The organism is Streptomyces sp. NPDC036984, from assembly GCF_055607665.1.
The window spans coordinates 1-26,257 of the sequence record NZ_JBVJRL010000038.1 but is presented as its reverse complement, the minus strand read 5'-3'; the positions used below and the strand labels follow the sequence as shown (position 1 = coordinate 26,257).

Annotated in this window: 21 protein-coding genes; 11 read left to right on the top strand and 10 right to left on the bottom strand. The window is 73.1% G+C overall.

Annotated elements, in window-relative coordinates; all coding sequences use genetic code 11:
• Positions 1-109: 109 nt before the first annotated feature.
• The 4 genes from rifK to ACZ7DL_RS37615 are packed head-to-tail and all read left to right on the top strand — an operon-like array spanning position 110 to position 3,987.
• On the top strand, positions 110-1,270 hold the full coding sequence (gene rifK / locus ACZ7DL_RS37630; RefSeq protein WP_470781392.1) for a 3-amino-5-hydroxybenzoate synthase: 1,161 nt from the start codon (positions 110-112) through the stop codon (positions 1,268-1,270).
• Positions 1,267-2,361, top strand: a complete 1,095-nt coding sequence (locus ACZ7DL_RS37625; protein WP_470781390.1) for a Gfo/Idh/MocA family protein — start codon at positions 1,267-1,269, stop codon at positions 2,359-2,361. The genes rifK and ACZ7DL_RS37625 overlap by 4 nt, the downstream gene beginning before the upstream one ends.
• 7 nt (positions 2,362-2,368) lie before the next feature.
• On the top strand, positions 2,369-3,064 hold the full coding sequence (locus ACZ7DL_RS37620) for an HAD-IA family hydrolase (protein WP_470781388.1): 696 nt from the start codon (positions 2,369-2,371) through the stop codon (positions 3,062-3,064).
• A 2-nt stretch (positions 3,065-3,066) separates the two neighbouring features.
• A complete protein-coding gene (locus ACZ7DL_RS37615) occupies positions 3,067-3,987 on the top strand; it encodes an ROK family protein (protein WP_470781386.1) in 921 nt (306 codons plus the stop codon).
• A 97-nt stretch (positions 3,988-4,084) separates the two neighbouring features.
• On the opposite strand, the gene mhpA is transcribed toward ACZ7DL_RS37615, so the two are convergent.
• Positions 4,085-5,749, bottom strand: a complete 1,665-nt coding sequence (mhpA, locus tag ACZ7DL_RS37610; RefSeq protein WP_470781384.1) for a bifunctional 3-(3-hydroxy-phenyl)propionate/3-hydroxycinnamic acid hydroxylase MhpA — start codon at positions 5,747-5,749, stop codon at positions 4,085-4,087.
• 206 nt (positions 5,750-5,955) lie between these two features.
• Here mhpA and ACZ7DL_RS37605 point away from each other — a divergent pair, with 206 nt between their 5' ends.
• From ACZ7DL_RS37605 to ACZ7DL_RS37585, 5 genes are all read left to right on the top strand, one after another.
• Positions 5,956-6,729, top strand: a complete 774-nt coding sequence (locus tag ACZ7DL_RS37605) for a thioesterase II family protein (RefSeq protein WP_470781382.1) — start codon at positions 5,956-5,958, stop codon at positions 6,727-6,729.
• Between the two features lie 36 nt (positions 6,730-6,765).
• The gene (locus ACZ7DL_RS37600) at positions 6,766-6,981 is read left to right on the top strand and encodes a hypothetical protein (protein ID WP_470781380.1); all 216 of its coding nucleotides are present in this window, start codon (positions 6,766-6,768) and stop codon (positions 6,979-6,981) included.
• Complete coding sequence (locus tag ACZ7DL_RS37595) at positions 6,978-7,424, top strand: type II 3-dehydroquinate dehydratase (RefSeq protein ID WP_470781378.1); 447 nt, start codon at positions 6,978-6,980, stop codon at positions 7,422-7,424. Before ACZ7DL_RS37600 ends, ACZ7DL_RS37595 begins: the two co-directional genes overlap by 4 nt.
• A 252-nt stretch (positions 7,425-7,676) precedes the next feature.
• Positions 7,677-8,369, top strand: a complete 693-nt coding sequence (locus ACZ7DL_RS37590; RefSeq protein WP_470781376.1) for an alpha/beta fold hydrolase — start codon at positions 7,677-7,679, stop codon at positions 8,367-8,369.
• 53 nt (positions 8,370-8,422) lie between these two features.
• Positions 8,423-8,977: an SRPBCC domain-containing protein gene (locus ACZ7DL_RS37585; RefSeq protein ID WP_470781374.1), complete on the top strand. Its 555-nt coding sequence runs from the start codon at positions 8,423-8,425 to the stop codon at positions 8,975-8,977.
• 292 nt (positions 8,978-9,269) lie between these two features.
• Here the strand turns inward: ACZ7DL_RS37585 and ACZ7DL_RS37580 are convergent, their stop codons facing one another.
• The gene (locus tag ACZ7DL_RS37580; protein ID WP_470781372.1) at positions 9,270-9,716 is read right to left on the bottom strand and encodes an Lrp/AsnC family transcriptional regulator; all 447 of its coding nucleotides are present in this window, start codon (positions 9,714-9,716) and stop codon (positions 9,270-9,272) included.
• A gap of 158 nt (positions 9,717-9,874) precedes the next feature.
• Here ACZ7DL_RS37580 and ACZ7DL_RS37575 point away from each other — a divergent pair, with 158 nt between their 5' ends.
• Entirely contained in the window at positions 9,875-13,324 is a 3,450-nt protein-coding gene (locus ACZ7DL_RS37575) for an indolepyruvate ferredoxin oxidoreductase family protein (protein ID WP_470781370.1), read from the top strand.
• Between the two features lie 2 nt (positions 13,325-13,326).
• Here ACZ7DL_RS37575 and ACZ7DL_RS37570 read toward each other — a convergent pair whose 3' ends face one another.
• From ACZ7DL_RS37570 to ACZ7DL_RS37560, 3 genes are all read right to left on the bottom strand, one after another.
• Positions 13,327-14,751, bottom strand: a complete 1,425-nt coding sequence (locus tag ACZ7DL_RS37570; RefSeq protein WP_470781368.1) for an MFS transporter — start codon at positions 14,749-14,751, stop codon at positions 13,327-13,329.
• Between the two features lie 88 nt (positions 14,752-14,839).
• The gene (locus ACZ7DL_RS37565) at positions 14,840-15,619 is read right to left on the bottom strand and encodes a thioesterase II family protein (protein ID WP_470781366.1); all 780 of its coding nucleotides are present in this window, start codon (positions 15,617-15,619) and stop codon (positions 14,840-14,842) included.
• A 104-nt stretch (positions 15,620-15,723) separates the two neighbouring features.
• On the bottom strand, positions 15,724-16,377 hold the full coding sequence (locus tag ACZ7DL_RS37560; protein WP_470781364.1) for an NAD(P)-dependent oxidoreductase: 654 nt from the start codon (positions 16,375-16,377) through the stop codon (positions 15,724-15,726).
• A 136-nt stretch (positions 16,378-16,513) separates the two neighbouring features.
• On the opposite strand from ACZ7DL_RS37560, the gene ACZ7DL_RS37555 reads away from it, so the two are divergent.
• On the top strand, positions 16,514-16,897 hold the full coding sequence (locus ACZ7DL_RS37555) for a winged helix-turn-helix transcriptional regulator (RefSeq protein WP_470781362.1): 384 nt from the start codon (positions 16,514-16,516) through the stop codon (positions 16,895-16,897).
• Positions 16,898-16,931: 34 nt separating this feature from the next.
• Here ACZ7DL_RS37555 and ACZ7DL_RS37550 read toward each other — a convergent pair whose 3' ends face one another.
• From ACZ7DL_RS37550 to ACZ7DL_RS37530, 5 genes are all read right to left on the bottom strand, one after another.
• Positions 16,932-17,351: an allene oxide cyclase barrel-like domain-containing protein gene (locus ACZ7DL_RS37550; protein ID WP_470781360.1), complete on the bottom strand. Its 420-nt coding sequence runs from the start codon at positions 17,349-17,351 to the stop codon at positions 16,932-16,934.
• Complete coding sequence (locus ACZ7DL_RS37545) at positions 17,348-17,716, bottom strand: nuclear transport factor 2 family protein (RefSeq protein WP_470781358.1); 369 nt, start codon at positions 17,714-17,716, stop codon at positions 17,348-17,350. The genes ACZ7DL_RS37550 and ACZ7DL_RS37545 overlap by 4 nt, the downstream gene beginning before the upstream one ends.
• 40 nt (positions 17,717-17,756) lie before the next feature.
• On the bottom strand, positions 17,757-18,992 hold the full coding sequence (locus ACZ7DL_RS37540; protein ID WP_470781356.1) for a cytochrome P450 family protein: 1,236 nt from the start codon (positions 18,990-18,992) through the stop codon (positions 17,757-17,759).
• A gap of 88 nt (positions 18,993-19,080) precedes the next feature.
• A complete protein-coding gene (locus ACZ7DL_RS37535) occupies positions 19,081-23,151 on the bottom strand; it encodes a type I polyketide synthase (RefSeq protein ID WP_470781355.1) in 4,071 nt (1,356 codons plus the stop codon).
• The coding region (locus ACZ7DL_RS37530; protein ID WP_470781353.1) for a type I polyketide synthase at positions 23,148-26,257 on the bottom strand (3,110 nt) is incomplete at its 5' end. The genes ACZ7DL_RS37535 and ACZ7DL_RS37530, both read right to left, overlap by 4 nt.

The window sequence follows — 26,257 nt, the reverse complement described above, 5'->3', positions numbered from 1 at the left end:
AGTCTGAGGACGGCCAGCACCGCGCGCACCGTCCGGACCGGCTCTGCCGCCCCCTCGCCTCGCCCGCTCTCCTCCCACCAGCCCGTCCCCGACGGAGATTTGGAGAACCATGAACGCGCGACCGGCACCGGAATTCCCCGCATGGCCGCAGTACGACGACGACGAGCGGACCGGCCTGATCCGGGCCCTGGAACAAGGCCAGTGGTGGCGCATGGGCGGGGAGGAAGTCGACTCCTTCGAGCGCGAGTTCGCCGACTTCCACGGCGCCCCGCACGCCTTGGCCGTCACCAACGGCACCCACGCCCTCGAACTCGCCCTCCAGGTCATGGGCGTCGGCCCGGGCTCCGAGGTCGTCGTACCGGCCTTCACCTTCATCTCCTCCTCCCAGGCCGCCCAGCGCATCGGCGCGGTCGCCGTCCCCGTCGACGTCGACCCGGACACCTACAACATCGACGTCGCCGCGGCCGCCGCGGCCGTCACCCCGCGCACCCGGGCGATCATGCCCGTGCACATGGCCGGTCTGATGGCCGACATGGACGCCCTCGGCAAGCTCTCCGCCGACACCGGCGTACCGATCCTTCAGGACGCGGCCCACGCCCAGGGCGCCCGCTGGCAGGGCAGGCGGGTCGGCGAACTCGGCTCGGTCGCCGCGTTCTCCTTCCAGAACGGCAAGCTGATGACCGCCGGCGAGGGCGGCGCCGTCCTGTTCCCCGACAGCGACCGGTACGAGGCCGCGTTCCTGCGGCACAGCTGCGGCCGGCCGCGCACCGACCGCCGCTATCTGCACGAGGTCGCCGGCACCAACATGCGGCTCAACGAGTTCTCCGCCGCCGTGCTGCGCGCCCAACTGCGCCGCCTGCCCGCCCAGACCGAGCTGCGCGACCGGCGCTGGGCCCTGCTGTCCCGGCTGCTGGGCGGCATCGACGGCGTCGTACCGCAGGGCGGTGACGTACGCGCCGACCGGAACTCGCACTACATGGCGATGTTCCGCCTCCCCGGCATCTCCGAGGAGGACCGCAACGCCCTGGTCGACCGGCTGGTCGACGCCGGGCTGCCCGCCTTCGCCGGGTTCCGCGCCGTCTACCGCACCGACGCCTTCTGGGAGATCGGCGCCCCGGACGAGACCGCGGAGCAGATCGCCGAACGCTGCCCCCACACCGAGGCCATCAGCGGTGACTGCGTCTGGCTGCACCACCGCACGCTCCTCGCCGGGGAGCGTGACCTGGAGATCACAGCCGAGATCATCGCGGACGCAGTGGCCGCCGTATGAACGTGCGGGCCGCCGTGGTGGGGCTCGGCTGGGCGGGGCGGGAGCTGTGGCTGCCCCGGCTGCGGTCCCACCCGGACTTCGACCTGGTCGCCGTCGTCGACCCCGACCCCGCCGCGCGGGCGGCCGTCGGCGCGGCGACCGGCACCCCCGCCCACCCGGAACCGGCCGCGCTCGACGCCCGCTCCGTCGACCTCGCCGTCGTCGCCGTACCCAACCACCTGCACACCGCGGTCGCCACCGACCTGCTCGGCCGGGGCGTGTCCGTCTTCCTGGAGAAGCCGGTGTGCCTGTCCGGCACCGAGGCGGACACCCTGGCCGCGGCCGAGCGCGCCGGCGGCACACTGCTGGCCGGCAGCGCCGCCCGGCATCGCGCCGACGTCATCGAACTCGCCTCGCTGCTGTCCGAGTTGGGGCGGGTCAGGCACGTCGATCTGGCCTGGGTGCGGGCCCGCGGCATCCCGCGGGCGGGCGGCTGGTTCACCCGGCGCAGCGAGGCCGGCGGCGGAGCCCTGGTCGACCTCGGCTGGCATCTCGTGGACACCCTGACCGCGCTCCTCGGACCGTCTCCGGTCCGCCAGGCCGTCGGCGCCACCTCGGACGACTTCCTCAACACCGGCGAGTGGTCCGCGGCCTGGCGCCACGAGCGGCCCGCCGCCGCCCCCACCGGCGACGTCGAGGACACCGGCCGCGGGTTCCTGCTCCGCGAGGACGGCATCTCCGTGTCACTGCGGGCCAGTTGGGCCTCGCACGAGGCACGGGACCTCTCCCTGATCCGGATCGAGGGCAGCGCCGGCACCGCCGAACTGCGCTGCACGTTCGGCTTCAGCCCCAACCGGCAGCCCGAGTCCGTCCTCACCCTCACCCGCGAGGGCGGCACCCGCCGGCTCCCGGTCCCCGCCGAACCCGTCGGCGCGGAGTACGGCCGGCAGCTGGACGGTGTGCCCGCCCTCCTCGCCGACCCGGCGAGCCGCGGCCGGGCCATCGCCGAGGCGCGGAGCACCGTACGCCTCATGGAACGCCTCTACGCCTCTGCCCGGGCCGACCGCGACGGGCCGAGCGAACCCGTGTACCAGCAGATCACCAGCAGATGAGGACCCCATGACAGTCCACTCGACCGACCGGCCCGTCAGCACGCCGGGCCTCCTGACGGCACCCCGGCGGGCGGTCGTCTTCGACCTGGACGGGGTGATCGTCGACAGCTTCGCGGTCATGCGGGAAGCCTTCGCGGTCGCCTACGCGGAGGTCGTCGGCGACGGCCCGGCCCCCTTCGAGGAGTATGTGCGCCACCAGGGGCGCTACTTCCCCGACATCATGCGCATCATGGGCCTGCCGCTGGAGATGGAAAAGCCCTTCGTCCGCGAGAGCTACCGGCTCGCCCATCGCGTCGAGGTCTTCGACGGCGTCCTCGAACTGCTGCTGACCCTGCGGGTACGCGGACTGCGGCTGGCCGTGGCCACCGGCAAGGCCGGCGACCGGGCCCGCTCGCTGCTCGACGGGCTCGGCCTGCTGCCGTTCTTCGCGCACGTCATCGGCTCCGACGAGGTGGCCCGGCCCAAGCCCGCGCCCGACATCGTGCAGCGCGCGCTGGAGCTGCTGGACGTGCCGCCCGAGCAGGCCATCATGGTCGGTGACGCGCCCACCGACCTGGCCAGCGCCCGGGACGCCGGCGTCGCCTCCGCCGCCGCCCTGTGGGTCGGCCCCGACGAGCACGAACTGCTCGCGGCCGGTCCCGACGCCGTCCTGCGCCGCCCCGCCGACCTGCTCGCCCTGTGCCCCGCCGTACCGGGCGACTGACCGTGCCCGCTCCCCGGGACCAGCAGCCCGGCGCCGCCCCGGCGCCGGGCTGTCTCGGTATCGACATCGGCGGCACCAAGGTCGCCCTGCGCGCGGAGACCGACGACGGCCGGATCGAGGAGTCGTCCTTCATCTGGGGTCCGCACCGGGACGCCGGCCGCGACCTGGCCGACCTGGCCGACCACCTGAAGGAGTTCCCGGCCCGGGCGGACGTCCGGGCCGTCGGCGTGGCCATGCCCGCCACCGTCGGCCCCGACGAACGGATCACCACCTGGCCCAGCCGGCCCGCGTGGACCGGCCTCGCCGTGGGCCCGGCGCTGCGCGCGCTCTTCCCCGGCGCGGCCGTCGCCTGGGCGGACGACGGCGACCTCGGCGCCCTCGCCGAGGCGGACGCGGCCGGCTGCCGCCACCTCCTCTACGTCGGCGTCGGCACCGGAGTCGGCGGCGGATACGTCCTCGACGGCGCCCTGTGTCCCGGCCGCGCCCGGGGCTCCTTCGAGATCGGCCACCTCGTGGTCGACCAGGACGGCCCCGACTGCGTCTGCGGCCGGCGCGGCTGCCTCCAGGCCACCGCCTCCGGACCGGCCACCCTCGCCCACGCCGCCGCCCTGCGCGGCGCCCCCGTCACCTACGACGCACTCCGGGACGGACTGCGCGACCGACGGGCCTGGGCCCTGGCCGCCCTGAACCGCACCGCCCGCGCCCTCGCCACGGCCATCACCGGCGCCGCCGAACTCCTCCACCCCGAACAAGCACTCCTCGGCGGCGGGTTCGCGGCGGGAATCCCCGCCCTCCTGCACACCGTCACCACCCATCTGACCGCACTCTCCCGCCCCGGCCACCCGCCCCCACCCCTCGCCCCGGCCCGCCTGGGCGGCCTGTCGTCACTGCGGGGAGCGGTACTCCTCGCCCGACAGCTGTGACACCGCGACGGCGGCGCCCACTCCCGCCGGCGTGCGGGCAGGCCGGAGGCCCGGCCTGCCGCGGCTTGCGCCGTGGCCGGCGCTGCCCCCACCCGGGTCAGCCGGCGCGGCCCGCGGCGGCCGGCGCCGGTGCGGTCAACCGGGTCCGCAGGTCGTCCACGAGTGCGTTCGCTCCGGTCGGACCGGCCGCCGCGCCGAAGACGTGGTAGTCCGGGCGCACCAGGAGCGCGGTCGCGCCGTGGCGGTCGAGGAAGCCGCGGAGCACCCCGTCGGCGTCCACCGCGTCGACCACGCCGCCCGTGCCGTCGTACGCCCCCGGGGCGGCCCACAGGCGGACCACCGGGGCGCCGAGGTCCCGCAGGAAGGACAGCCGGTCCGGGGTGAGCCCCGGTTCCGCCTCCGACGTGACGTACAGGACGAAGCCGCCGCCCACCGGATCGGCCATCGGCTCCGCGCCGGAGGGCCGCAGCAGCCTTCCGTGCGGCAGGACCTCACCGGCCGGCGGCACCCGGGTCCCCGGGCCGGCGCCGTCCGGGCGGTGCAGCAGACCGCGGGTGATCGGCCGCGCGGGGTCCGGCCGGCCCGGCCCCCGCCCGCGCCGGTTCGCCAGTACGGTCGCGTCCCGCTCCTCGGCAGCCGCCGCGTCCGTCACACAGATCAGCCGCCCCAGCTGCACCGACGCCAGGATCGACTCGCGCACCTGCGCCCTGCGCTCCTCGGTGTAGGTGTCGAGGAGGGACTCCGGGGCGGTCCCGCGCAGCACCAGATCCAGCCGCCACGCCAGGTTCACCACGTCCCGCACCCCCGAGCACATGCCCTGCCCCGCGAACGGCGGCATCAGATGGGCCGCGTCCCCGGCCAGCAGCGCATGCCCCGCGCGCCAGTCGTCGGCCCACCGCGCCTGGAAGATGTAGGTGGTGCTGCGCAACAGCCGGGCGGTGTCCGGGGTGACGCCGTACGGCGCCAGCAGTCGCCACGCGGTCTCCTCCCGGTTCAGGTCGGCCGCCCGTTCGCCCGGCAGCCGCATGAACTCCCAGCGCCGGTGCCCCGGCCCGCTCCCCACCAGCGTGGTGGGCCGGGCCGGGTCGCAGATCTGCACGTTGGTCGGCACGAACGCCCGCGGCTCACGCAGCTCCACGTCACACAGCAGCCACTCGTAGGAGAACCCGAGATCGGTGACGGACACGCCCATCCGGTCCCGTACGAAGCTGTTGGCGCCGTCGCAGCCGACCACCCACCGCGCCGAGAACGTCCGCGTCATCCCCTCCTCGTCCTCGGCGGTCACCGTCACCCCGTCCGGCCCGTCGGCGAGGTCCACGACCCGGCGGTCGCGCAGCACGGTGATGCCCGGCAGCCGCGCGGCGCGGGCGGCGAGCAGTTCCTCCAGCGCGGGCTGGTGCATGGTGTTGGCGTCGGGCCAGCCGTACGGGCCCTCGGTGGTGAACCCGATGTCCAGCAGCGTCCGTCCGTCCGCCGTGCGCCACTGGTACCCGGTGCCCGGTTCGGTGATCCGGCCCAACTCGCCGCCGACGCCCGTGCCGGCCAGCAGCCGGGCGGTCTCCCCGTCGAAACTCGTCGCCCGCGGCAGCGTGTACGGCCGCCGCCGGCGTTCGAGGACGGTCACCCGCCAGCCGCGCTGGGCCAGCAGGACGGACAGCACCGAGCCGACGGGTCCGTACCCGACGACGAGCACATCCGTCTCCGGCCCGGCCGACGGCGAACTGCTGGACACCATCGCGTTGTCGGGTGACACATCGGACATGGAAACCCCCTCGGTGCGGCCTGGCTGACTGGCTGACGGGCACTGCTCGGGTGACTCGCGGCGAGCGTACGGCCCGGCGCCCGGCTGCGTCCGACATCCGACCGACGGCTATCAGGTTGAGGGATACCGGTGCCGCCCCGGCCGGGCCTAGCCTGCTCAAGTCCCGCACCGGCGCTGATCCCCGACGTGAAAGCGAGCCCTTCGGCATGCCTGGAGCAACGGCACAGTTCGAGAAGTGGATCAGCGTCTTCCGCCCCTCGCCGGACAGCGCGGTACGGCTCGTCTGCCTGCCGCACGCGGGCGGTTCGGCAAGCTTCTTCTTCCCTGTCGCGACGGCCCTCGAGCCCACCGTGGAAGTCCTGGCCGTCCAGTACCCGGGGCGGCAGACACGCCGCCACGAACCCGGCATCGACAACATCCCCGAGTACGCCGACCAGATCTTCGCGGCCCTGCGCCACCTGGACGACCGGCCGCTCGCCCTGTTCGGGCACAGCATGGGCGCGGTGCTCGCCTACGAAGTGGCCCTGCGCATGCGCGAGGCCCGACTACCCTCCCCGGTACGGTTGTTCGCCTCCGGCCGGCGCGCCCCCTCCCGGTACCGCGACGAGCGGGTGCACGCGGCTGGCGACGAGGAGGTCCTCGCCGAACTGCGCACGCTCAGCGGCCCCAACCAGGCCGCCCTCGCCGACCCGGAGGTGCTGGCGATGTTCCTGCCGGCGATCCGCAGCGACTACACCGCCATCGAGCGCTACCGGCACGACCCGGCCCGGCTGCTCGACTGCCCGCTCACCGTGCTCACCGGCGCCGACGACCCGCGCACCACGCTCGACGAGGCACGCGCCTGGGAGGAGCACACCACCGGACCGACCGACGTGCAGGTCTTCCCGGGCGGCCACTTCTTCCACGTCGAGCGGAGCGCCGAGGTCATCGCGCTGCTGTCGCGCAGCCTGAGCGGACAGGGCGCCGACACCATCCGCTGATCCCCATCGCACCCCGTTCCGACGAGGGAAGAGCCCGTGACGCTCGCCAACCCGGTGCCGACCATGGCCCCGCACTCACTCCTGGTCTTCCTCCTCCAACTCGCCTTCCTGCTGCTGTTCGCGCTCGTGCTGGGCCGGCTCGCCGAGCACTTCCGCATGCAACTCGCCCTGAAGGAAGCCGACTCCGGCCCGGCCCGGACCCAGCACGGCTCCGGCCGGCCCGGCTCACCGAACAGTGAGGTGACCCCATGAGCACCCTGCTCCTGCTGAACGGCCCCAACCTGGGCATCCTCGGCCGGCGTGAGCCCGAGATCTACGGCACCGACACCCTCGCCGATATCGAAAAGGCCGTCGCCGCGGAGGTGAGCGGTGCGGGTTGGGAGGTGCTGTCCCTCCAGCACGACGCGGAGGGCGACCTGGTCCGCGACATCCACCGGCACCACTTCGACACCGTCGGTGCCATCGTCAATCCCGGTGCGCTGATGATCGCCGGCTGGAGCCTGCGGGACGCGCTCGCCGCCTATCCGCAGCCCTGGATCGAGGTGCACCTGAGCAACGTGTGGGCCCGGGAGCAGTTCCGCCACGAGTCCGTGATCGCCCCCCTGGCCTCCGGCGTCGTGGTCGGCCTCGGCTCGATGGGCTACCGGCTGGCCGCGAAGGCGCTGGTGGAACTGGTCGAGAACGCGTCCGGGTGAACGGGTGAGGACGAACGGCCATCGGTAGGGGCCTGTTGGCAAACGGTCGTCGGCAGACGGCTGTTGGCAAACGGTCGTTGGCGACAGCCCTTGAGTGAAAGCCCGTTGGACCCGCGGGTGTTGGCAAACACCCGTTGGCGAACAGCCGTTGCCAACGCCTGTCGCCCACACCCGCATAGGCCAACACCCGTTGGCAAGCACCCGTTCGCAACCGCGTGACCGTACCAACGCGTCGAAAGGACACCCCCCATCATGAAGCTCGCACTCCATGAGGTCGGCGACGGAGAGCGGACGGTGCTGCTCGTCCACGGCGTGATGTCGTCGGCGGCGACCTGGCATCGCGTCGCGCCGCTCATCGCCGAGCGCGGTTACCGCGTGATCATGCCCGACCTGCGCGGCCACGGCGACAGCCCGCACGCCGACGAGTACACGCCCGAGCTGCTCGCGGCCGACCTCGTGGAGTCGGTCCCGGCGGGCGTCGACCTCGCCCTCGCCCACTCCTTCGGCGCGCCCGTGCTCGCCCTCGCGGTCCCCGGCCTGCGCCCGGCCCGGGTCGTCTACAGCGACCCCGCGTGGAAGCTGGGCGCCAAGTCGGTGGACGAGGTGCGGGAGTTCGCGCAGGCCACCAAGTCGGCCACGGCCGAGAGCATCCGCGCACTGTGCCCCCGCTGGCTTCCCGAGGACATCGAGGCGGAGCTGGCCGGTTACGCCCGCTGGGACGTGCGGGCCATCGAGTGGCTCCAGAGCGACCGGGACCTGATCCCCGCGCGGGCCGAGGTGCCCTCGCTCGTCCAGGGGGCCGGCGACCACCACCTGGTCCCCGACGAGCTGGCCGAACGGCTGCGCGGACGCGGCTTCGAGGTGGTGTACGTCCCGGACACCGGTCACTGCGTCCACCGCGACGATCTCGACGGCTTCCTCAAGTCCCTGGACGGCTGGCTCTGACCCGGTACGGCGCCGCGCCCGGCCGGCCACACCGCCCGTGTTAGGTTGATCCAATGGACGCAGGTCACCTCGCGCAGGTGGCGCCGGCGGGCGCCGCCGCCGACCCGGCACCGCCCGCGCTGCACGGCTCGTTCTCCCTCGACCGGGACTTCTCGGTGGCCCGCGCCGAGGTCTTCCGCGGCTTCGCCGACCCGTCCCTGCGCCAGCGCTGGTTCCGCCTTCCCGGCGGCTCCTCCACCGCCGAGCACGCACTGGACTTCCGGGTCGGCGGCGGCGAGACCGCCCGCAACGTCTTCGTCTCCGGCGACACCGAGGAGCGCCTCGCGTACCGCTCCCGGTTCCTCCACATCGTGCCGGACACCCGGATCGTCCACGTCTACGAGGCGGAGGTCGACGGCATCCTCCGCTGGGTCTCCCTCGTCACCGTCGACCTGGCCGACGAGGGTGCCGGCTCCCGCCTGACCTGGACCGAGCAGTACACCTGGCTCGTGCCCGGCGACGATCCCCACCAGGACGTCGCCCACCTGCGCGGCGGCACCCGCCTCCGGCTCAACGGACTGTCCACGGTGGTCGACCCGGACCGCCACCGCGGCCTGCTCCGGCGTTAGGCGGCGACTTGGCGATCAGGGGGCCGGCATACGGAGGAGGGGGAGCCGGAGGGCACCCCCTTGCCTCGTCACCGAGTCGGGCCGGCTACTGACTCAGATCCAGCCGTTGCTGGGCGGTGCGGTCTGCCAGGTGAGGGGAGTGGAGACCCACTGCCCTCATGCGTGCCCGTGGTACGAGCCGCGGGAGGACAGGTCTCCCGCGCACCACGCTACGGCGCCGCGGAGGGGACGGTAACCGCGGCGGCCCGGCACGGCACACGGCGCCAGGTGCCCGCCGAGAAGCCGCGCGGCCTCAGTCCTCTCGCGTCCACGACCCGAGCACCATCAGGGTCCGGGTGCCGATCACCTTGCCCGAGCCGCGCAGCCGGTCGATGACCTCCTGGAGGTGGTTGATGTCGCGCACCCGCATGTGCACCAGGGCGTCGAGGTCCCCGGCGATGGTGAACACCGCCTGCACCTCGGGCGTGCGGGTGGTGCTGCTGAGGATGTCCCGGATGCTGGTGGTGCCGGCGTAGCGCAGCTCGGTGAACGCCTCGATGCCCCAGCCGAGCTTGGCATGATCGACCTTGACGGTGAAGCCGGTGATGACCCCCGCCTCGCGCATGCGGTCCACCCGGCGTTTGACCGCGGCGACGGAGAGCCCGACCTCGGGAGCCATCTCGGAGAACGTACGACGGCCGTCCGCGTGCAGCAGGCGGAGCAACTGGTGATCGGTCTCGTCCAGCTCGTACGGCGTCATCGCAAACCCCTCCACCTCCGCGTAGTGGCGCAATTAAATCGAGCAGGTTGCACCGTGTCCATCAATTCTTTGCGTTTTCGGGTTCAGACGTCGCCAGGCTCTTGCGTCGGCCGTCGCTTGGTTGTGTGCTGTGGGCCACTCCCCGCTCCCCTGGTCCCGTGGAGGATCTCGTGCGTGCCCTGACCGTCTCCCCGTCGCTCGACGACAAGTACGCGGCTTCGGAAGGGCGCGCGCTGATGTCAGGAGTGCAGGCGCTCGTGCGCCTCACACTCGAGCAGCGGCGGCTGGACCGCGCGCGCGGCCTCGACACCCGGGTCTTCGTCTCCGGCTACCAGGGTTCCCCGCTGGGCGGTGTCGACCTGGAGATGGGCCGCGCGGCCCGGTTCCTGGACGAGGCCGGAGTGGTCTTCCAGGCCGGACTGAACGAGGAACTGGCCGCCACCGCGGTCGGCGGCACCCAGCTGCTCGAACAGCTCCCGGGCCGTCGCCACGAAGGTGTCACCGGCTTCTGGTACGGCAAGAACCCGGGCCTGGACCGGGCCGCCGACGCGATCCGGCACGCGACGCTCGCCGGCACGGCGCCACTCGGCGGGGCGGTGGCCTGGATCGGGGACGACCCGGACTGCAAGTCCTCCACGGTGCCCAGCTCCTGCGAGCCGATGTGCCAGAGCCTGGGGATGCCTCTGTTCGCGCCCGGTTCGGTGCGCGAGATCATCGAGTACGGGCTGCACGCGGTCGCGCTCTCCCGGTCCGCCGGACTCTGGACCGGCTTGAAGATCGTCACCGAGGTGGCGGACGCCTCGGCGACCGTCGACCTCACCGATCTCGCCCGGGGGATCCCCGAGCCCGCACGCCGGGAGGCCGGCGCCCCGCCCCTGCTGCTCGGTCCCGCCGCGCTGGACGCCGAGCACGACCTGCTGACCCGCCGGCTGGGCATCGCCCGCGCCTATGCGCGTGAGCACAACCTGAACCGCGTCGTCTCCACCTCCCAGCGGGCGACGCTGGGCGTGATCGCGTCGGGCACGTCCTTCGCGGTGGTGCGTCGGGCACTGGCCGACCTCGGCATCGGCGAGGCGGAAGTGGAGCGGCTCGGCATACGCCTGATCGCCCTGGGCATGCCCTTCCCGCTGGACGGTGAGCACCTGGCGGAGCTCACGCGGGGACTGGACCGGCTGCTGGTGGTCGAGGACAAGACCGCGTTCCTGGAGAACCACCTCAAGGCGGCCCTCTATCGGCGGCCCGACGCCCCGGCCGTCATCGGCCGCCTCGACGAGTCCGGACGCCCGCTGCTCCCGGCCCGCGGCACCCTGAAGGCCGACGACGTGGCCCGGGCGCTGGCCGGCCTGATCGGAGCGGAGCGGCTGCCGGGCCAGGCCGCCGCACTCCTGGAGCGGTCACGGCCCTCAGGGCTGCGGATGCTTCCCCTGGTCGCCTCCCGCACGCCGTTCTTCTGTTCCGGCTGTCCGCACAACATCTCCACCCGCACGGCGAAGGACACTCTGGTCGGCGTCGGGATCGGCTGCCACGCCATGGTCGCGCTGGACGGCAGCGGCAACCGCGGCCACCAGATCGGCGTGACGCAGATGGGCGGGGAGGGCGCGCAGTGGTTCGGCCTCGCGCCGTTCACCGAGGACCCCCACTTCGTGCAGAATCTCGGCGACGGAACCTTCCACCACTCCGGCTCCCTGGCCATCCGTGCGGCCGTCGCCGCCGGAGTGACCATGACGTACAAACTCCTCTACAACGACGCCGTCGCCATGACCGGCGGACAGAGCATCGAGGGCCGCCTCGACGTCGCCGCGCTCACCCGGATGCTGGCGCTGGAGGGCGTACGGCGCATCGTGGTGACCACGCCCGAACCGCACGGCTACCGCGGGGTGCGCCTCGACGCCCGCGCCTCGGTGCGCCACCGGGACGACCTCGCGGAGGTCGAGCGCGAACTGGCGGCGGTCGAGGGCGTCACCGTACTGATCCACGACGACCGGTGCGCGGCCGAGGAACGTCGGCTGCGCAAGCGGGGCAGCCTGCCGACACCCACCGCGAAGGTCGTCGTCAACGAGCGGGTCTGCGAGGGCTGCGGAGACTGCGCCGAGCAGTCCACGTGCCTGTCGGTGCAGCCCGTCGAGACGGAGTTCGGCCGCAAGACGCGCATCCACCAGCCGTCCTGCAACTCCGACCTGAGCTGCCTCAAGGGCGACTGCCCCTCCTTCCTCCTGGTGGAACCGGCTCCCAAGGCCGCGGGTACGGACCGGCGCACGGAACGGAGCCTGCCCGAACCGCCGGTGGCACTGCGCGAGCCCGAGCGCCGCTTCGCCGGCCGCGAGGTTCTGCTGCGTATGCCCGGCATCGGCGGCACCGGTGTGGTGACCGTCTCGCAGATCCTCCAGATGGCCGCGCACCTCGACGGGATGTACGCCGCGGGCCTGGACCAGACCGGGCTCGCCCAGAAGGGCGGCCCCGTGGTCAGCGACGTCCGGATCGGCAAGGACCCGGTGACCGGCGCGGTGCGCGCTTCCGGCGCCACCGTCGACGCGCTCATCGGCTTCGACCTGCTCGGCGCCGCGGCCGACACCAACCTCGCCGCCTGTGCCGCCGAGCGGACGGTGGCCGTCGTCAACACGGCCGTCGTGCCCACCGCCGCCATGATCACCAGGGGTGCCGCGGTGCCCGGTGGCCCCGAGGACGCCCTCGCCAGGATCGCGCTCGCGACCACGTCCGACGCGCTGTTCGCGCTCGACGCCCAAAGCCTGGCGGAGCAGCTCTTCGGCGACCACATGCCGGCCAACCTGCTGCTCCTCGGCGCGGCGTACCAGCACGGCTGCCTGCCCGTCAGCGCCGAGGCGGTGGAGCGCGCGGTGGAGCTCAACGGCACCGCGGTGGCCAAGAACCTGGCCGCGTTCCGCTGGGGCCGCGCCGCCGTGATCGACCCGGGTGCCGTGCAGCGCGCGGCCGCCCCACGGACGGAGCCCCAGCCGAGCGCCACCCTGGAGGAGGCGGTGGCCCTGCGCGTCTCCGACCTGACGGAGTACCAGGACCGCGCCTATGCCGAGCGCTACCAGCGGGCGGTGCAGGCCGTCACCCGCATCGCGTCGGAACGCGCGGGGGAGGAGCACGGCCGGCGCATCGCGCTCACCTTCGCCAAGGCGCTGCACAAGCTGATGGCGTACAAGGACGAGTACGAGGTGGCCCGCCTGCACCTGGATCCCGCCGAACAGGCCCGCATCCGCGAGGAGTTCGGCCCGGACGCCGACGTGTCCGTCCTGTTGCACCCGCCCGTGCTGCGCGCCCTGGGCATGAACCGCAAACTGCGTCTGCGCCGCACCCGAGTGCCCGCCTTCCGCGTCCTGCGGGCCGCACGACGACTGCGCGGCACTCCGCTGGACCCCTTCGGTCACGCGGCGGTGCGGCACGAGGAGCGCGCCCTGATCACCGAGTACCAGCAGCTGATGCGGGAGGCTCTCGACCGGCTCTCCCCGGACAACGCCGAGGCGGTCGCCGAGATCGCCGCGCTGCCGGAAGCGATCCGCGGCTACGAGCACATCAAGGTGGCACGGGTCCAGGACTACCGCGAGCAGGCCCGTACGGCACTGGCCGCGTTGGCGGAGTGACCTCAGCAGACGGCGTCGGTGCCGCCGGTGTTCTCGGCTACGGGCGGGCGGAGCGGGGTGCGGTTGAGGATGTCGTAGACGGCGACGAAGGCCGCCGCCAGCACGGCACCCACGGCGGCGACCGCGAAGTTCCAGCGGTAGCCGGCCGGCGTCACACCGACGGCGTCCAGTAGCGCCGTGGTCACCGCCCCCGACGCGGCGCTCCCGATCGTGCGCGCGAGGGTGTTGACCCCGCTCGCGGCGGCGGTCTTCTCCGGCGCCACGTGCTGGACCGCCAACGTGCCGAGCGCCGCGTAGCTGATGCCGATACCCCCGCCCAGCAGGGTGGAGGCGGCGTACACATCGAGATCACCGGCGCAGGACAGGGTCAGCCACAGCCCGGACGAGCCGACCAGCACCGACCCGGAGGTCACCAGGGCCGAGGCGGAGAACCTGCGCATCAGACGGCCGGAGAGGACGGAGAACACCAGCATCAGCGTGGTCGTGGGCAGCAGATACCCGCCCACGCGCAGCACGGAGGCGCCCCACTGGCTCTGCGCGAAGCCGGAGATCGTGGTCATCATCACGAACAGGGAGAAGCCGAGGAGGAACGAGGCCACGCTGGCACCCACCGTGCGGCGGTCGGTGAGCATCTCCGGCTCGATCAGCGGGGTCGCGACGCGCCGCGCGGTCACGGCCCACAGCACGCCGGCCAGCGCGGCGGCGCCGAAGACGCCGAGCGTCCGCGTTGCCGTCCAGCCCCACGAACCGCCCTGACTGGTGGCGAGCAGCAGACACACCAGAGCCGCGCACAGCAGCACGGCCCCGGGCAGGTCGGGGCGGCCCTCGGCGCGCGGCGAACCACCCTTGACCACGGCCCCCACGAGGACCATGCAGCCCGCCCCGAGGGCGCCGATGGTCCAGAACAGCGCGCGGTAGTTCCCGGCGAACAGACCCGCCATGACCATGCCCGCGCCGCTTCCCAGACCGACCGTGGCGCTGACGAAACCGATCCCGGTGGGCAGCTGACGCTCCGGCAGCAATTCGCGGACGATACCCACGGCGAGGGGAAGCAGAGCCGACCCCGCGCCCTGGAGAACACGACCGGCCACCATCCACCCGATCCCGCCCGCCGTGGCACTGACCACCGCCCCCAGCGTCAGCAGGCCGAGCGTGACCAGGGAGAGCGTGCGTCTGCCGTACAGATCGCCGAAGCGGGAGAAGAGCGGAATGGCGATGGCACCGGACAGCAGACTCCCGGTCACCGTCCAGCCGGCCGCCGCGTACGACGTGTGCAGACCGTGCTGAAGAGCCGGGAGCATGGGGACGACCACGGTGTTCTGCAAAGTGGCCACCGCGGCCACGAACGCCAGCACCGAGACGGCCGGCCACGGGTTCCGGGCGTGCGGGGGCCGGATGCGGTCGACGGCGGCAAGGGTCCGGTTCATGGTGCCTTTTTCATGTTCGATGGAGACATGCGACGCCCGGGCCCGCGACCGGTTCGCTGTGCCCCGGCGCGAGCGGGCCTGTGGGGCGCTACACGCCGAGGACGGCCGCCAGGCAGGCGGTGACCTGCTCCTGATGCTCCGCCAGGTAGAAGTGTCCGCCGGAGAACACGCGCAGGTCGAAGCCAGCGGTGGTGTGCTCGCGCCACGCGTCGGCCTCCTCGACCGACGCCTTGGGGTCGGCGTCGCCCACCAGAGCCGTGACGGGGCAGGCGAGCCGTGGCCCCGGACGGTAGGTGTACGTCTCGATCGCACGGTAGTCCGCGCGTACCGCCGGGAGCACCATGCGCACCACCTCCGGGTCCGTGAGAACCTCCTGCTGGCTGCCGCCCAGCGACCGCAGTTCCTCGACCAGTCCCGCGTCGTCGCGCAGATGGACCCGCTCCATCCGCTGCCGGGAGGGGGCGCGACGCCCCGACACGACCAGCGCCCGCGGACCCGGACGGCCCTGCGCGTGCAGGCGGCGGGCGACCTCGAAGGCGACGATCGCGCCCATGCTGTGCCCGAAGAAGACGAACGGCGGCTCCACGGGCGGCAGCCACGCCTCGGCGATGCCGTCGGCCAGGTCGTCGATGGTCACCGGCAGCGGCTCGCGCCTGCGCTCCTGGCGCCCGGGATACTGGACCGCGAGGACGTCGGCCCGGCCGCGCAGCGCCGCGGACAGCGGATACCAGTAGGTGGCGGACCCGCCGGCGTGCGGGAAGCAGACGAGACCGGGGCGCGCGGCGGCCTCGGGATGGAACCGCCGGAACCACAGCTCGCCGTCGCCCGACCGCTCCGGCGACGGCTCGGTTTCCGTCTTGGACACCATGGACGTTCCCCCCGTGTGTGCGTGTTCCTCGATGCCGTGCGTCTGCGATGCGCCGCCGGGGTGCCGGCCGTACCGGCACCCCCGCGGCGTACGCGCAGCGCCCGTCAGTAGGCGACGGCGAGTGTCGCCCGGTGGTGCCGGCCCTGCTCGGCCTCGTCGAGCACCGCGATGGCGAAGTCGGCGTACGAGATACGGCTGTTGCCGTCCGCGTCGGTCAGCAGGCCGGTGTCGCCGATCCGGTAGGAGCCGGTGCGCTCACCCTCCGGCTGGAACTCCAGCGGCGGCACGAGCACCACCCAGTCCACCGCGGCGTCGGCCGACGCGAGGAACTCCAGGGCGGCGGCGTGACCGTCGGCGAAGGGGCGGTAGTCGGCGGGGAACTCGGGCGTGTCCATGAGCCGGGTGCCCGGAGCGACGTGCAGCGTGGCGGCCAGACCGATCGCCAGCAGCCGCCCGGTGCCGTTCTTCGCCAGCCCCGCCACCAGCGCGTCGGCCGCGCCGACGAAGGCGTCACGCGGAACGGTGTCGCCCGCCGGAGCGATGGCGTTGACGACCACATCGGCGCCGGCGACGATCTCGGCCACCCGCTCGCCGTCGGTCACATCACCGCCCACCACGGTGGTGCCGTCGGCCGACAGGTCACCGTACTTGGCGGGGTCGCGCACCACGGAGACGACCTCGTGCCCGCGCCGGCGCGCCTCCTGAGCGATCAGCCGGCCCGCCTTGCCGCCGCCGCCGAAGACCACGATCCTGCTCATCCTCATGCCTCCTGATATCAACCTGATAGGACGTTTCCTCAAGACCACCGGCGCGCCGGTGCAGCCTGCGCAGCACCGGTGTCGAGCGTAACCAGCGAGGTAGTTTCCACCTGGATACCTGGCTAGACTCGGCCTGGTGGATACCTCGCAGAATTCCGCTCCGTTCGACCCCGTCTGCCCTTCCGACATCGCACCGATCCGGATCGGCGACAAATGGTCGGCGCTCATCGCCACCTTGCTGTCCGACGGCCCGCTGAGGTTCTCCGAAATCCGCTCCCAGCTTTCCTCGGTGACACCGAAAACGCTGACGAAGTCCCTGCGGATGCTGGAACGGGACGGGTTCGTCGGCCGCAGCGAGGAGATGGACGGTTCCAAACGTGTGAGCTATGAACTGACGCCCCTCGGGCGCACTCTGCTCGAGCCCATCGCGATGGCGGTGCGATGGGCCGAGAAGCACATGGGCGACGTGCTCGACGCCCGCGAGGCGTACGACCGCCGGCAGGGGACGCCGACGCCCTGAACGGACGTCGGCACCCCGCTGCGGCGGATCACGGTCAGGACGTCGGGCTCGTGTAGAACACGATCTTGGCCTCGGCCGTCTTGCCCAGTTCGACCGGGCGCCACTGGCGGAAACCGTGCCGGCCCAGGTAGGCGCCGCTGATGCCGACGGCCGGGCAGTACAGCCACGCGCCGGAGCTGAGCGCGGGAAACTCCGCCCACGCCTCGACCCGGACCTCGCCGCCCTTGAGGCTCAGTATCTCGGTCAGATACACCATCGGCATGCCGTCCGACTCGCGCTCGAAGACGAGACGGTACTCGCCCGTGACAGTGCCGACCTTGCCCTGGTCGGGGTCGATGAAGTCGGCGGTGTACCAGCCGCGCTGCCCCGGCTTCGGATGGTCGAAGTCGATGTCGGCACCGAAGTCGCTGAGTACTTCCTGAAGGTTCTCGTACATGTCGTGGGTTCCCCTCATGCCTTGCGGAAGACGTCCTTGCAGGCGATCTTTCCGTCCCGGATGGTGAAGATGTCGACGCCGCGTTCGAGGATGTCGCCGTTCCGGGAGGTGACGGTGAATTCCAGGATCTCCTTGTCGGCGACGACGAGATGCTCGCCGAAAGCCATCTGGGCACCGGCCGCGTGCAGTTCGTCGCGCTTGCGGAGCACCTCGGCGATGAAGTCCTCCAGCTCCGACCGCTTGTGCGTGCGGCCCGGTTCGTCGCCCTCGGCGGCGATCCACACACCGTCGTCGGCGAAGCACTCCGCGGCACGCTTGTCGTCGTCGTCGCCGCACGCCGCGAAAAACGCGAGGACCGGGCTCTGGTTCTGGGACTGGCTCATGTCATGACCTTTCTTCGATACGTACGCGGTGTGATCCGACCTACGCTCCCGCCGTTCCGGCGAGACGGACAGGGAGGGACTCCAGGCCCCGGAACTGAAGGCTGTGCCGCCACTGCAGCGACTCCGCGGGCACACACAGCTCCCAGGACGAGAAGCGGTGCAGCAGCCGCTCCAGCACGACCAGCCCTTCCAGGCGGGCCAGGGGCGCGCCGAGGCAGTGGTGGATGCCGTGACCGAACGCCAGATGGCCGTTGTCGGGACGGTCGAGGCGGATGGCGTCGGGCGTCTCGAACCGCGTGTCGTCCCGGTCCGCCGAGCACAGCGACACGAAGACGATCTCGTTCTCCGGAATCGTCACCCCGCCCACCGTCACCGGCTCCCGCGTGAACCGGATCGTGCTCATGTTCAGCGGACTCTCGTGCCGCAGCACCTCCTCCACGGCCGCGGGCAGCGCCCCGGGATCCGCGCGCAGTTCCTCGCGCAGGGCGGGACGGGTGAGCAGCGCCAGCAGCATGCTGCTCAGCAGCGACGCGGTCGTCTCGTAGCCCGCGTTCATCACCAGGAACACCGTGGAGAGCATCTCGCTCTCGGTCAGGTGCACACCCTCGTCCTCAGCCGCGATCAGCGCACTGATCATGTCGTCGCCGGGACGCACACGCTTGGCCGCGATCAGTTCTCGCACATAGCCGTACGCCGTGGTGATGACGGCCCGTTTCTCGTCCATGGACGTCTCGACACTGCCGAGGGCACTGCTCCATTCCCGGAAGTCGTCGTAGGCCTCCTCCGGAATGCCGAGCAGACTACCGATGACCGCCATGGGGACCGGCAGGGCGAACTCCTCCACGAAGTCGAATTCCTCGCCGATGGGGAGCCGGTCCAGGGCCTGGTCCACGATCTTCTCGACGGCCGGCCGCAGGGCCTGCACCCGGCGCATCGTGAACGCCTTCCCGACCAGCTTGCGCAGCCTGGTGTGGTCCGGCGGATCACTGAACAGCATGCTGCGCGGATTCTCGGTGATCTCCTCATCCGGGTCCACGGCATGGCGCCTGATCACCCCGGCCAGCTCCGGCGCGTTCTTCGACAGCCGGGAATCGGCCAGCAGACGGCGCGCATCGTCGTAGCCGGTGATCACCCAGGCCTGCACGGCGGTCGCCAGTGTCTTCACCGTGAGTTTGACCGCCGGGGCCTCGGACCGCAGCCGTGCGAAGACCGCGTACGGATCCTGAGTGAACTCCCGGCTCAGCAGATCGAGTTCCGGTGACTCGGTGATGGTCACGAACAACCTCCAACAAAGGCGCGGGGAACGCGCCGGATACGGGAACTGGGGTGCGCGAATGCGGTGGCGGGCGCGCGGCCCGCCCGGGTCAGACGAGTTCGGCGAGCCAGCCGTCGATCGCGGCGGCGACGGCGCGCGCATGGTCGTGCAGGATGCTCAAGTGGTCACCGGGCACGGTCCGGTGTGTCACTCGCCGCGCCCACCCGGCCGGCTCCTCACGTGCCGGCGCGTGCGGTTCGCCGCCGAGCCGCTCGGCGGCCTGGAGGAACAGCGTCGGCACCGGGCTGCGCGAAGGACGCCAGCCGGCGAAGAGCTTCAGATAGCGGCCCATGGCCCGCAGCTGCGCCTCGTCGACGAGCTCGGCCAGCGTGCGGTCCCGCGACAGCTGCTGGAAGAGCGTCGGCGTCAGGTGCGCGTACTCCGGGCCGCCCGGTGTCAGGCAGTCCAGCAGCACCAGGCCGGCCGGTGCGGACTCCTCCTGCCGCAGGGCCTCCGCGACGGCGTGCGCCAGCCAGCCGCCGGAGGAGTACCCGGCGAGGACGAACGGCCGACCCCCGGCGTGCCGGCGCACCACCTCCGCCTGCCAGGACACCGCCTCGTCAAGGGTGCGCGGCAGCGGCTGCCCCTCGCGGTAGCCGGGCAGCGGCGTCACCACGACATCCCGGCCGACGGCCAGCCCGGCCGTGAGCTTGCCGAACTGGTAGGGGCTGGACGGCGCCACGAAGCTGGGCACGAAGACCAGCGCAGGCGTGTCCGTGCCGGTCCCGAACGAGATCGGCGCCGGCCCCGCCGGGTCGGTACCGGGCCGTACGTCCGCCTCGGCACGGTCCGCCGCCGCGGCCAGCAGATCGAGCCCCTCGCTCAGCAGGCCCTCGGCACAGGCCCGGACGAACGCCGCCTTCAGCTCCTGCGACCCGCCCACCGCGCCACCGGGGGCCACCGTACCGTTGGTGGCCGTCGTATCGCCCGGCACCGTCGCATCGCCCGAGGCTGCCGTACCGCCCGATGCCGCCGTATCGCCGGAGGCCGCCGTACCGTCGGGTGCCGCGGGCCCGTCCTCCGCCAACCGGCCGGCGCCCCGCAGCAGACCCACCATCTCGTCGGCCAGCTCGCCGGGCGACGGCGTGGTCAGGACCAGCGCCGACGGCACGGTGACCCCGAGGGCCCGGGTGAGGGCGTCCCGCAACTCCACGGCGCCGAGCGAGGTCAGGCCCAGCTGCGCGAACGACAGACCGGAGTCCGGCCCCGCACCGTCACGGTGACCGAGGACGGCCGCGGTCTGGTGCAGCACCAGCCGCCGTACGCCGGCCGCGTCCACGGGCACGGGAGCCGCCTCCTCTTCCTCTGGATGCGGCAGCGCGGACCCGCCCTCGACGCTCCGCCGCGCCACCGGGCCGACGGCGTCGGCCGCCGGGGTGGGCCAGTACCGGATCTGCCGGAACGGGTACGTGGGCAACTCCACCCGGGGCCGCCACCCGGTGCCGAACAAGGCCTTCCAGTCGACGTCCGCCCCGCCGGCCACCAGTCCGGCCAGCGCCCCCAGCACCGCACGTTCCTCCGGTTGCCCGTCCCGCAGCGCCGCGAGCACCGTCGCCTCGCCCGGCTCCACCAGGCAGTCGGGGACGAGCGGCGACAGCACCGCCGACGGCCCCAGCTCCACGAAGGTGCGCACACCCAGCGCCTCCACGGCCCGCACCGCGTCCAGGAACCGGACCGGACGACGCGCCTGCGCCACCCAGTAGTCGGGCGAGGCCAGCTCACCGGCCGTCAACGGCTGCCCCGTCAGCGTGGAGACGACGGTGAGCCGCGGCGCCGAGAACTCCGCCCCGGCCACCACCTCCCGGAACCGCTCCAGCATCGGCTCCATCAGCCGCGAGTGGAACGCGTGCTCCACCTCCAGCGCCCGCGCCCGGTGCCCCGCCGCACGCAGATGGGACATCAGCGGGGACAGCTCGGACGCCGACCCGGACAGCACCACCGAGCGGGGCCCGTTGACCGCGGCCATCTCGACGCCCGGGACGCCGTCCAGCACGGACCGCGCCTCCTCCTCGCTCAGCTGAACCGCGGCCATCGCCCCGCCGGGCGGCAACTCCTGCATCAGCCGCCCCCGTGCCACGACCAGAGCCGCCGCATCGGCCAGGCCCAGCGCGCCGGACACATGCGCCGCGGCCAGCTCACCGACCGAGTGGCCGGTCAGCACCTCCGGCCGGACCCCCCAGGACTCCACGAGCCGGTACAGCGCCACCTCCAGCGCGAACAGGGCCGGCTGCGCCACCTCCGTACGGCGCAGTTCATCCGGCGAGTCCAGCAGCGCGCGCAACGACCGTCCCAGCAGCGGATCGAGGTGCGCGCACACCTCGTCGAGGGCACGCGCGTAGGCCGCGAAGCGGCGGTACAGCCCCAGCCCCATGCCGGCCCGCTGCGAACCCTGCCCCGTGAAGACGAACCCCGTGCGCCCCTCCCGCCGCACACCCTCGACCACGTCCGCCGACGGCACCCCGTCCCGCAGCGCGGCCAGGCCCCGCAGCAGGTCACCGGAGTCGGCCGCCAGGATCACCGCGGTGCGGGCCATCCGCTGCCGACTCGTGGCCAACGCCCACCCGGCGTCGTCCACACGCAGCCCTGCCGCACCGGCGACGGACCGGTGCAGGCGCTCCGCCTGGGCCCGCAGCGCCCCCGAGTCCCGGGCGCTGACCACGCAGGGCACGAGCGGCAAGGCGACCTCGGCACGCGGCGGCTCGGACTCGGCCCGCGGCGCCTCCTCGACCAGGACATGCGCGTTGGTCCCGCTGATGCCGAACGCCGACACCCCCGCCCGGCGCGGCCGCTCGCCCGCCGGCCACGGCTCCGCGTCGGCGAGCAGCCGAACCGGCGCGCTCGACCAGTCGACATGCGCCGACGGCTCCTCGACATGCAGCGTCCTCGGCAACGACTCGTGCCGCAGCGCCAGCACCATCTTGATCAGACCGGCCATGCCGGCCGCGGCCTGGGTGTGCCCGAGATTCGACTTCACCGAACCGAGCCGCAACGGCCGGTCCCCGTCCCGCCCTTGACCGTACGTGGCCAGCAGCGCCTGCACCTCGATCGGGTCACCCAACGAGGTGCCGGTGCCGTGTGCCTCCACCACGTCCACCTCCGCGGCCTGGAGACCCGCGTCGCGCAACGCACTGCGGATCACCCGCTGCTGCGCGGGACCACTGGGCGCGGTCAGCCCGTTCGAGGCACCGTCCTGGTTCACCGCCGAACCCCGCACCAGGGCCAGCACCTCATGGCCCTGCGCGCGGGCCACCGACTCCCGCTCGAGCAGCACCATGCCGACGCCCTCCGACCAGCCGACGCCGTCCGCACGCGCCGAGAACGCCTTGCACCGGCCGTCCGGCGCCAGCCCGCGCTGCCGGCTGAACTCCACGAAACCGGTGGGCGTGGACATCACCGTGACGCCGCCCACCAGCGCCAGATCGCAGTCACCGGCCCGCAGCGCCCGCACCGCCGAGTGCAGCGCCACCAGCGAGGACGAACAGGCCGTGTCCACCGTGACCGCGGGCCCGGTCAGCCCCAGCGCGTATGCGATCCGGCCCGACGCCACACTCGCCGCGTTGCCGGTCAGCAGAAAGCCCTCCACGTCGTCCGGGGTGGTGGCGAGCAGCAGCGGATAGTCCTGGCCGTTCATGCCGACGAACACGCCCGTCGACCCTGCCGCGGCCGCGGCGGGATCGATCCCGGCCCGCTCGAACGTCTCCCACGCCACCTCCAGCAGCAGCCGCTGCTGCGGATCCATGGCGAGGGCCTCGCGGGGCGAGATACCGAAGAAAGCCGAGTCGAACCGGTCGGCCTCCGCGAGAAAGCCGCCGTGCCGGGCGTAACTGCGGCCCGAGGCGCCCGGTTCCGGGTCGTACACGTCCGGCCAGCCACGGTCGTCGGGGAACGACGACACCGCGTCCACCCCGTCCGCCACCAGCCGCCACAAGTCCTCGGGACCGCGCACCCCACCGGGAAAACGGCAGCCCATGCCCACGATCGCGATGGGTTCCACGGCGGCGGCGACCAGCTCCCGGTTCTGCTCCCGCAGCCGCTCCACCTCCTTCAGCGCGGAACGCAGTGCCTCGACATACCGCTGCACGGCCGGGTCGGCCGTCGTGTCCCTGGTCGTCCCCGTCATTGCTCCCCCACGGTCTCGGCGGCCAGCCGCAGCAGGCTCTCCGCATCCAGCAGGTCAAGGTCGTCGGCGTCGGCGGCGCGCGCACCGGCAGCACCGCGGGGAGCACTCCCCGCCGGGGCACCGCCGTCCTCCTCCGCCAGCCCGAGCAGCAGATCGAGCAGACCGGCCCGGCGCAGGCGCTCCACGGAAAGGCCCGCCAGCAGCCGGCGCACCCGCTCCTCCTCGCCGTCGCCACCGCCGCCGTCCGCCGCATCAGCGGCGTCCAGCTCCAGCAGCCCCGCGAGATAGCCGGTGACCGCCGCCGGGGTGGGCGCGTCGAACACCAGGCTGCTGGGCAGCGCCACACCGGTGATCTCACCCAGCCGGTTACGCAGCTCGACCGAGGTGAGGGAATCGAAACCCATGTTGTGGAAGGCGCGCTGCGGATCGATCATCGACCCGCTGCGATGCCCCAGCACCGCCGCCACCTCATCGCGCACCACATCACCGAGCACCCGCTCACGCTCGTGCGCCGGCGTCGCCGCAAGCCGGTCCCGCAGCGACGCACCGCCCGGCGAGCCGGCCCGCGACCGGGCGGGCAGCAGCCCCCGGAGCAGGGCGGGTACTCCGTCCGGCTGCGCACGCAACGCCCTGACGTCCAGCCGCGCCGGCGCCAGCAGTGCGGCATCCGCGTCGAGCGCCGTGTCGAACAGGGCCAGCCCGTCCTCCGGAGCGAGCGACAGCAAGCCGGCCCGGGCGAGCCGCGCCCGGTCCGCCGCCGCCAAGTCACGGGTCATACCCGAGGGTTCCGCCCACGGGCCCCAGGCCAGTGACACCGCGGGCAGACCCCGCTCGCGCCGGTACGCCGCCAGATCGTCGAGGAACGCGTTCGCCGCCGCGTAGGCGGCCTGCCCCGCACCCCCGAGCAGTCCGGACACCGAGGAGAACAGCACGAAGAAGTCCAGCTCGGCCTGGTCCGCGGTGAGCAGGTGCAGATTCCACGCGGCCTCGGCCTTGGACCGCCACACCGCCGAGAGCCGCTCCGGCGTCAGCGCCGTGACCAGGCCGTCGTCCAGCACACCGGCCGCATGCACGACACCGGACAGGGCAGCCCCGCCGGGCACCGCGGCCAGCGCACCGGCCAGCGCCGAGCGGTCGGCGACATCACAGGCGACCGTGGCCACCGAGGCCCCCATCTCCCGCAGCTCGGCCTCCAGCTCGGCCGCACCCGGGGCTTCCGGACCCCGCCGGCTGAGCAGCAGCAGACTCCGCACGCCCCGATGCCGCACCAGATGCCGGGCGACCCGGCCGCCCAGCGCACCGCCGGCGCCCGTGACGACGACGGTTCCGGACGTCGTGGGGCGGGCCGCACCCGTGACCGCCGCCCGGACCAGACGCGGCACCAGCACCTCCCCGGCACGCAACGCCACATGAGGCTCACCGACCGCCAGCGCGGCCGCCAGCAGGTCCGGTGTCGCCGCCGCGTCGTACTCCACGAGGACCAGCCGACCCGGGTTCTCCGACTGCGCCGAACGCACCAGACCCCGCACCCCGGACCCGGCCGGATCAGCACCGTCGAGCAGCACCACCAGCCGCGCCCCCAGCAGCCGGTCCTCGGCCAGCCAGGCCCGTACGACGTCCAGGGCACCGATCGCGGCCCGACGCGCCGCCGCCTCCGGCTCCGCCTCCTCCGACGGTTCCCGCAGCGCCACCGCCACGGGAAGGAACACCAGTGGCGAAACGGCCGCACCGCCGTCGAGCGCCCGCACCACGGCATCGACATCGGGTACGACGTCCACCCCGTCGCCGGTGACGGACACCGCGGAACCCAGCACGAACGAACCGCCGAACCGCGGCTCACCCGCCGCCGACGGGGAGACGACCGCCTCGACACGCTGCCATTCGACGCCGTAGAGGTGACGGCGGGCGGCGGCTCCCGCGCCGCCCCACCTCCGTACTGCCAGGACGAGTTCGTTCACCGACGCCACCGGGCTTCCCGACGCGTCGCCGATGCGCAGCGACACCGTGCGCCCGGTGGACTCGTCCCCGGCCCGCCGGGCGTCCCACGAGATGGTGACCTGCGCCTCGGACACACCGCCGCGCCGTACGGCCAGCCCGGCCCACGAGTGTGCGGCCGACCCCGGCTCCACGAGACCGAGAGCGGTCAGCACGTGCACGGTGCCATCCACCACCACCGGATCGAGGACGAGGGCCTCCGCCCGCTCACGATCCGCTTCGGGCACCGCCATGTCGAGGGCGACCCCACCGTCCCACTGCCGCACCGCGCGCACCGCGGCCAGGGCTGTGTCGGCCTCGTAGCCCAGGTCCGCCAACAGCCGGCGCAGCTCGGCCACATCGACCTCGACAGCATCCGCCGGGCTGCCGCCCGTCTCGTCTACAGGCGCGGCCGGGCCGAGCCGAGCGCTTACGTGATGCTCCCAGACCGGCTCGCCGTCGACATCGTCCTCCGACACCTCCGAACGGGCGTACACGTCTGCCTGTCGACATCCGGTCTCGTCCGGCGCGGCCACGGTGACCTGGAACTGCACGGCCCCCGCCTCGGGGCGGAACAGCGGCGCGACGTGCGTGAGTTCCTCGACGGAGGAACAGCCGACGTGGGCCGCGGCCGCCAGCACCAATTCCACCGGCAGACCGTCGGAGCCGCCCCGCATCCCCTCACCGGCCAGCCCGAGCGGCCACATCGGCGACTGCGCGGGCAGCCGTCCGGTGAGCACCAGGTCATCGCGCCCGGCGAGCTGAAGGGCACCGGTGAGGAACGGATGGGTGAGTGAGGTGAGACCGGTGGCGGTGAGATCGCCCGGGGCTGTGGAGGGTGTCAGCCAGTAGTGCTGGTGCTGGAAGGGGTAGGTGGGGAGGGGCGTGGTGCGGGGGTGTGCGGGGGCGTAGTAGGCGGCCCAGTCGACGGTGTGGCCGTGGATGTGGGTGGCGGCCAGTGCGGTGAGGAGGGTCGTTGCCTGGGGGTGGTTACGGCGTTGGGTGGCCACTGCCGTTACCGAGCCGGGCACTTGGCCGGTGGCGAGTGTGGTGAGTACGGCGTCGGGGCCGATCTCCAGGAGGGTGGTTGTCCCGGTGTCGGTGAGGGTGGTGAGGGTGTCGGCGAAGCGGA

Excerpts from the sequence above, each read along its gene's own strand:
- rifK (WP_470781392.1), top strand. The coding sequence starts at position 110 with ATGAACGCGCGACCGGCACCGGAATTCCCCGCATGGCCGCAGTACGAC.
- ACZ7DL_RS37625 (WP_470781390.1), top strand. The coding sequence starts at position 1,267 with ATGAACGTGCGGGCCGCCGTGGTGGGGCTCGGCTGGGCGGGGCGGGAG.
- ACZ7DL_RS37620 (WP_470781388.1), top strand. The coding sequence starts at position 2,369 with ATGACAGTCCACTCGACCGACCGGCCCGTCAGCACGCCGGGCCTCCTG.
- mhpA (WP_470781384.1), bottom strand. The coding sequence starts at position 5,749 with ATGTCCGATGTGTCACCCGACAACGCGATGGTGTCCAGCAGTTCGCCG.
- ACZ7DL_RS37605 (WP_470781382.1), top strand. The coding sequence starts at position 5,956 with ATGCCTGGAGCAACGGCACAGTTCGAGAAGTGGATCAGCGTCTTCCGC.
- ACZ7DL_RS37595 (WP_470781378.1), top strand. The coding sequence starts at position 6,978 with ATGAGCACCCTGCTCCTGCTGAACGGCCCCAACCTGGGCATCCTCGGC.
- ACZ7DL_RS37590 (WP_470781376.1), top strand. The coding sequence starts at position 7,677 with ATGAAGCTCGCACTCCATGAGGTCGGCGACGGAGAGCGGACGGTGCTG.
- ACZ7DL_RS37585 (WP_470781374.1), top strand. The coding sequence starts at position 8,423 with ATGGACGCAGGTCACCTCGCGCAGGTGGCGCCGGCGGGCGCCGCCGCC.
- ACZ7DL_RS37580 (WP_470781372.1), bottom strand. The coding sequence starts at position 9,716 with ATGACGCCGTACGAGCTGGACGAGACCGATCACCAGTTGCTCCGCCTG.
- ACZ7DL_RS37570 (WP_470781368.1), bottom strand. The coding sequence starts at position 14,751 with ATGAACCGGACCCTTGCCGCCGTCGACCGCATCCGGCCCCCGCACGCC.
- ACZ7DL_RS37565 (WP_470781366.1), bottom strand. The coding sequence starts at position 15,619 with ATGGTGTCCAAGACGGAAACCGAGCCGTCGCCGGAGCGGTCGGGCGAC.
- ACZ7DL_RS37560 (WP_470781364.1), bottom strand. The coding sequence starts at position 16,377 with ATGAGCAGGATCGTGGTCTTCGGCGGCGGCGGCAAGGCGGGCCGGCTG.
- ACZ7DL_RS37550 (WP_470781360.1), bottom strand. The coding sequence starts at position 17,351 with ATGAGGGGAACCCACGACATGTACGAGAACCTTCAGGAAGTACTCAGC.
- ACZ7DL_RS37545 (WP_470781358.1), bottom strand. The coding sequence starts at position 17,716 with ATGAGCCAGTCCCAGAACCAGAGCCCGGTCCTCGCGTTTTTCGCGGCG.
- ACZ7DL_RS37535 (WP_470781355.1), bottom strand. The coding sequence starts at position 23,151 with ATGACGGGGACGACCAGGGACACGACGGCCGACCCGGCCGTGCAGCGG.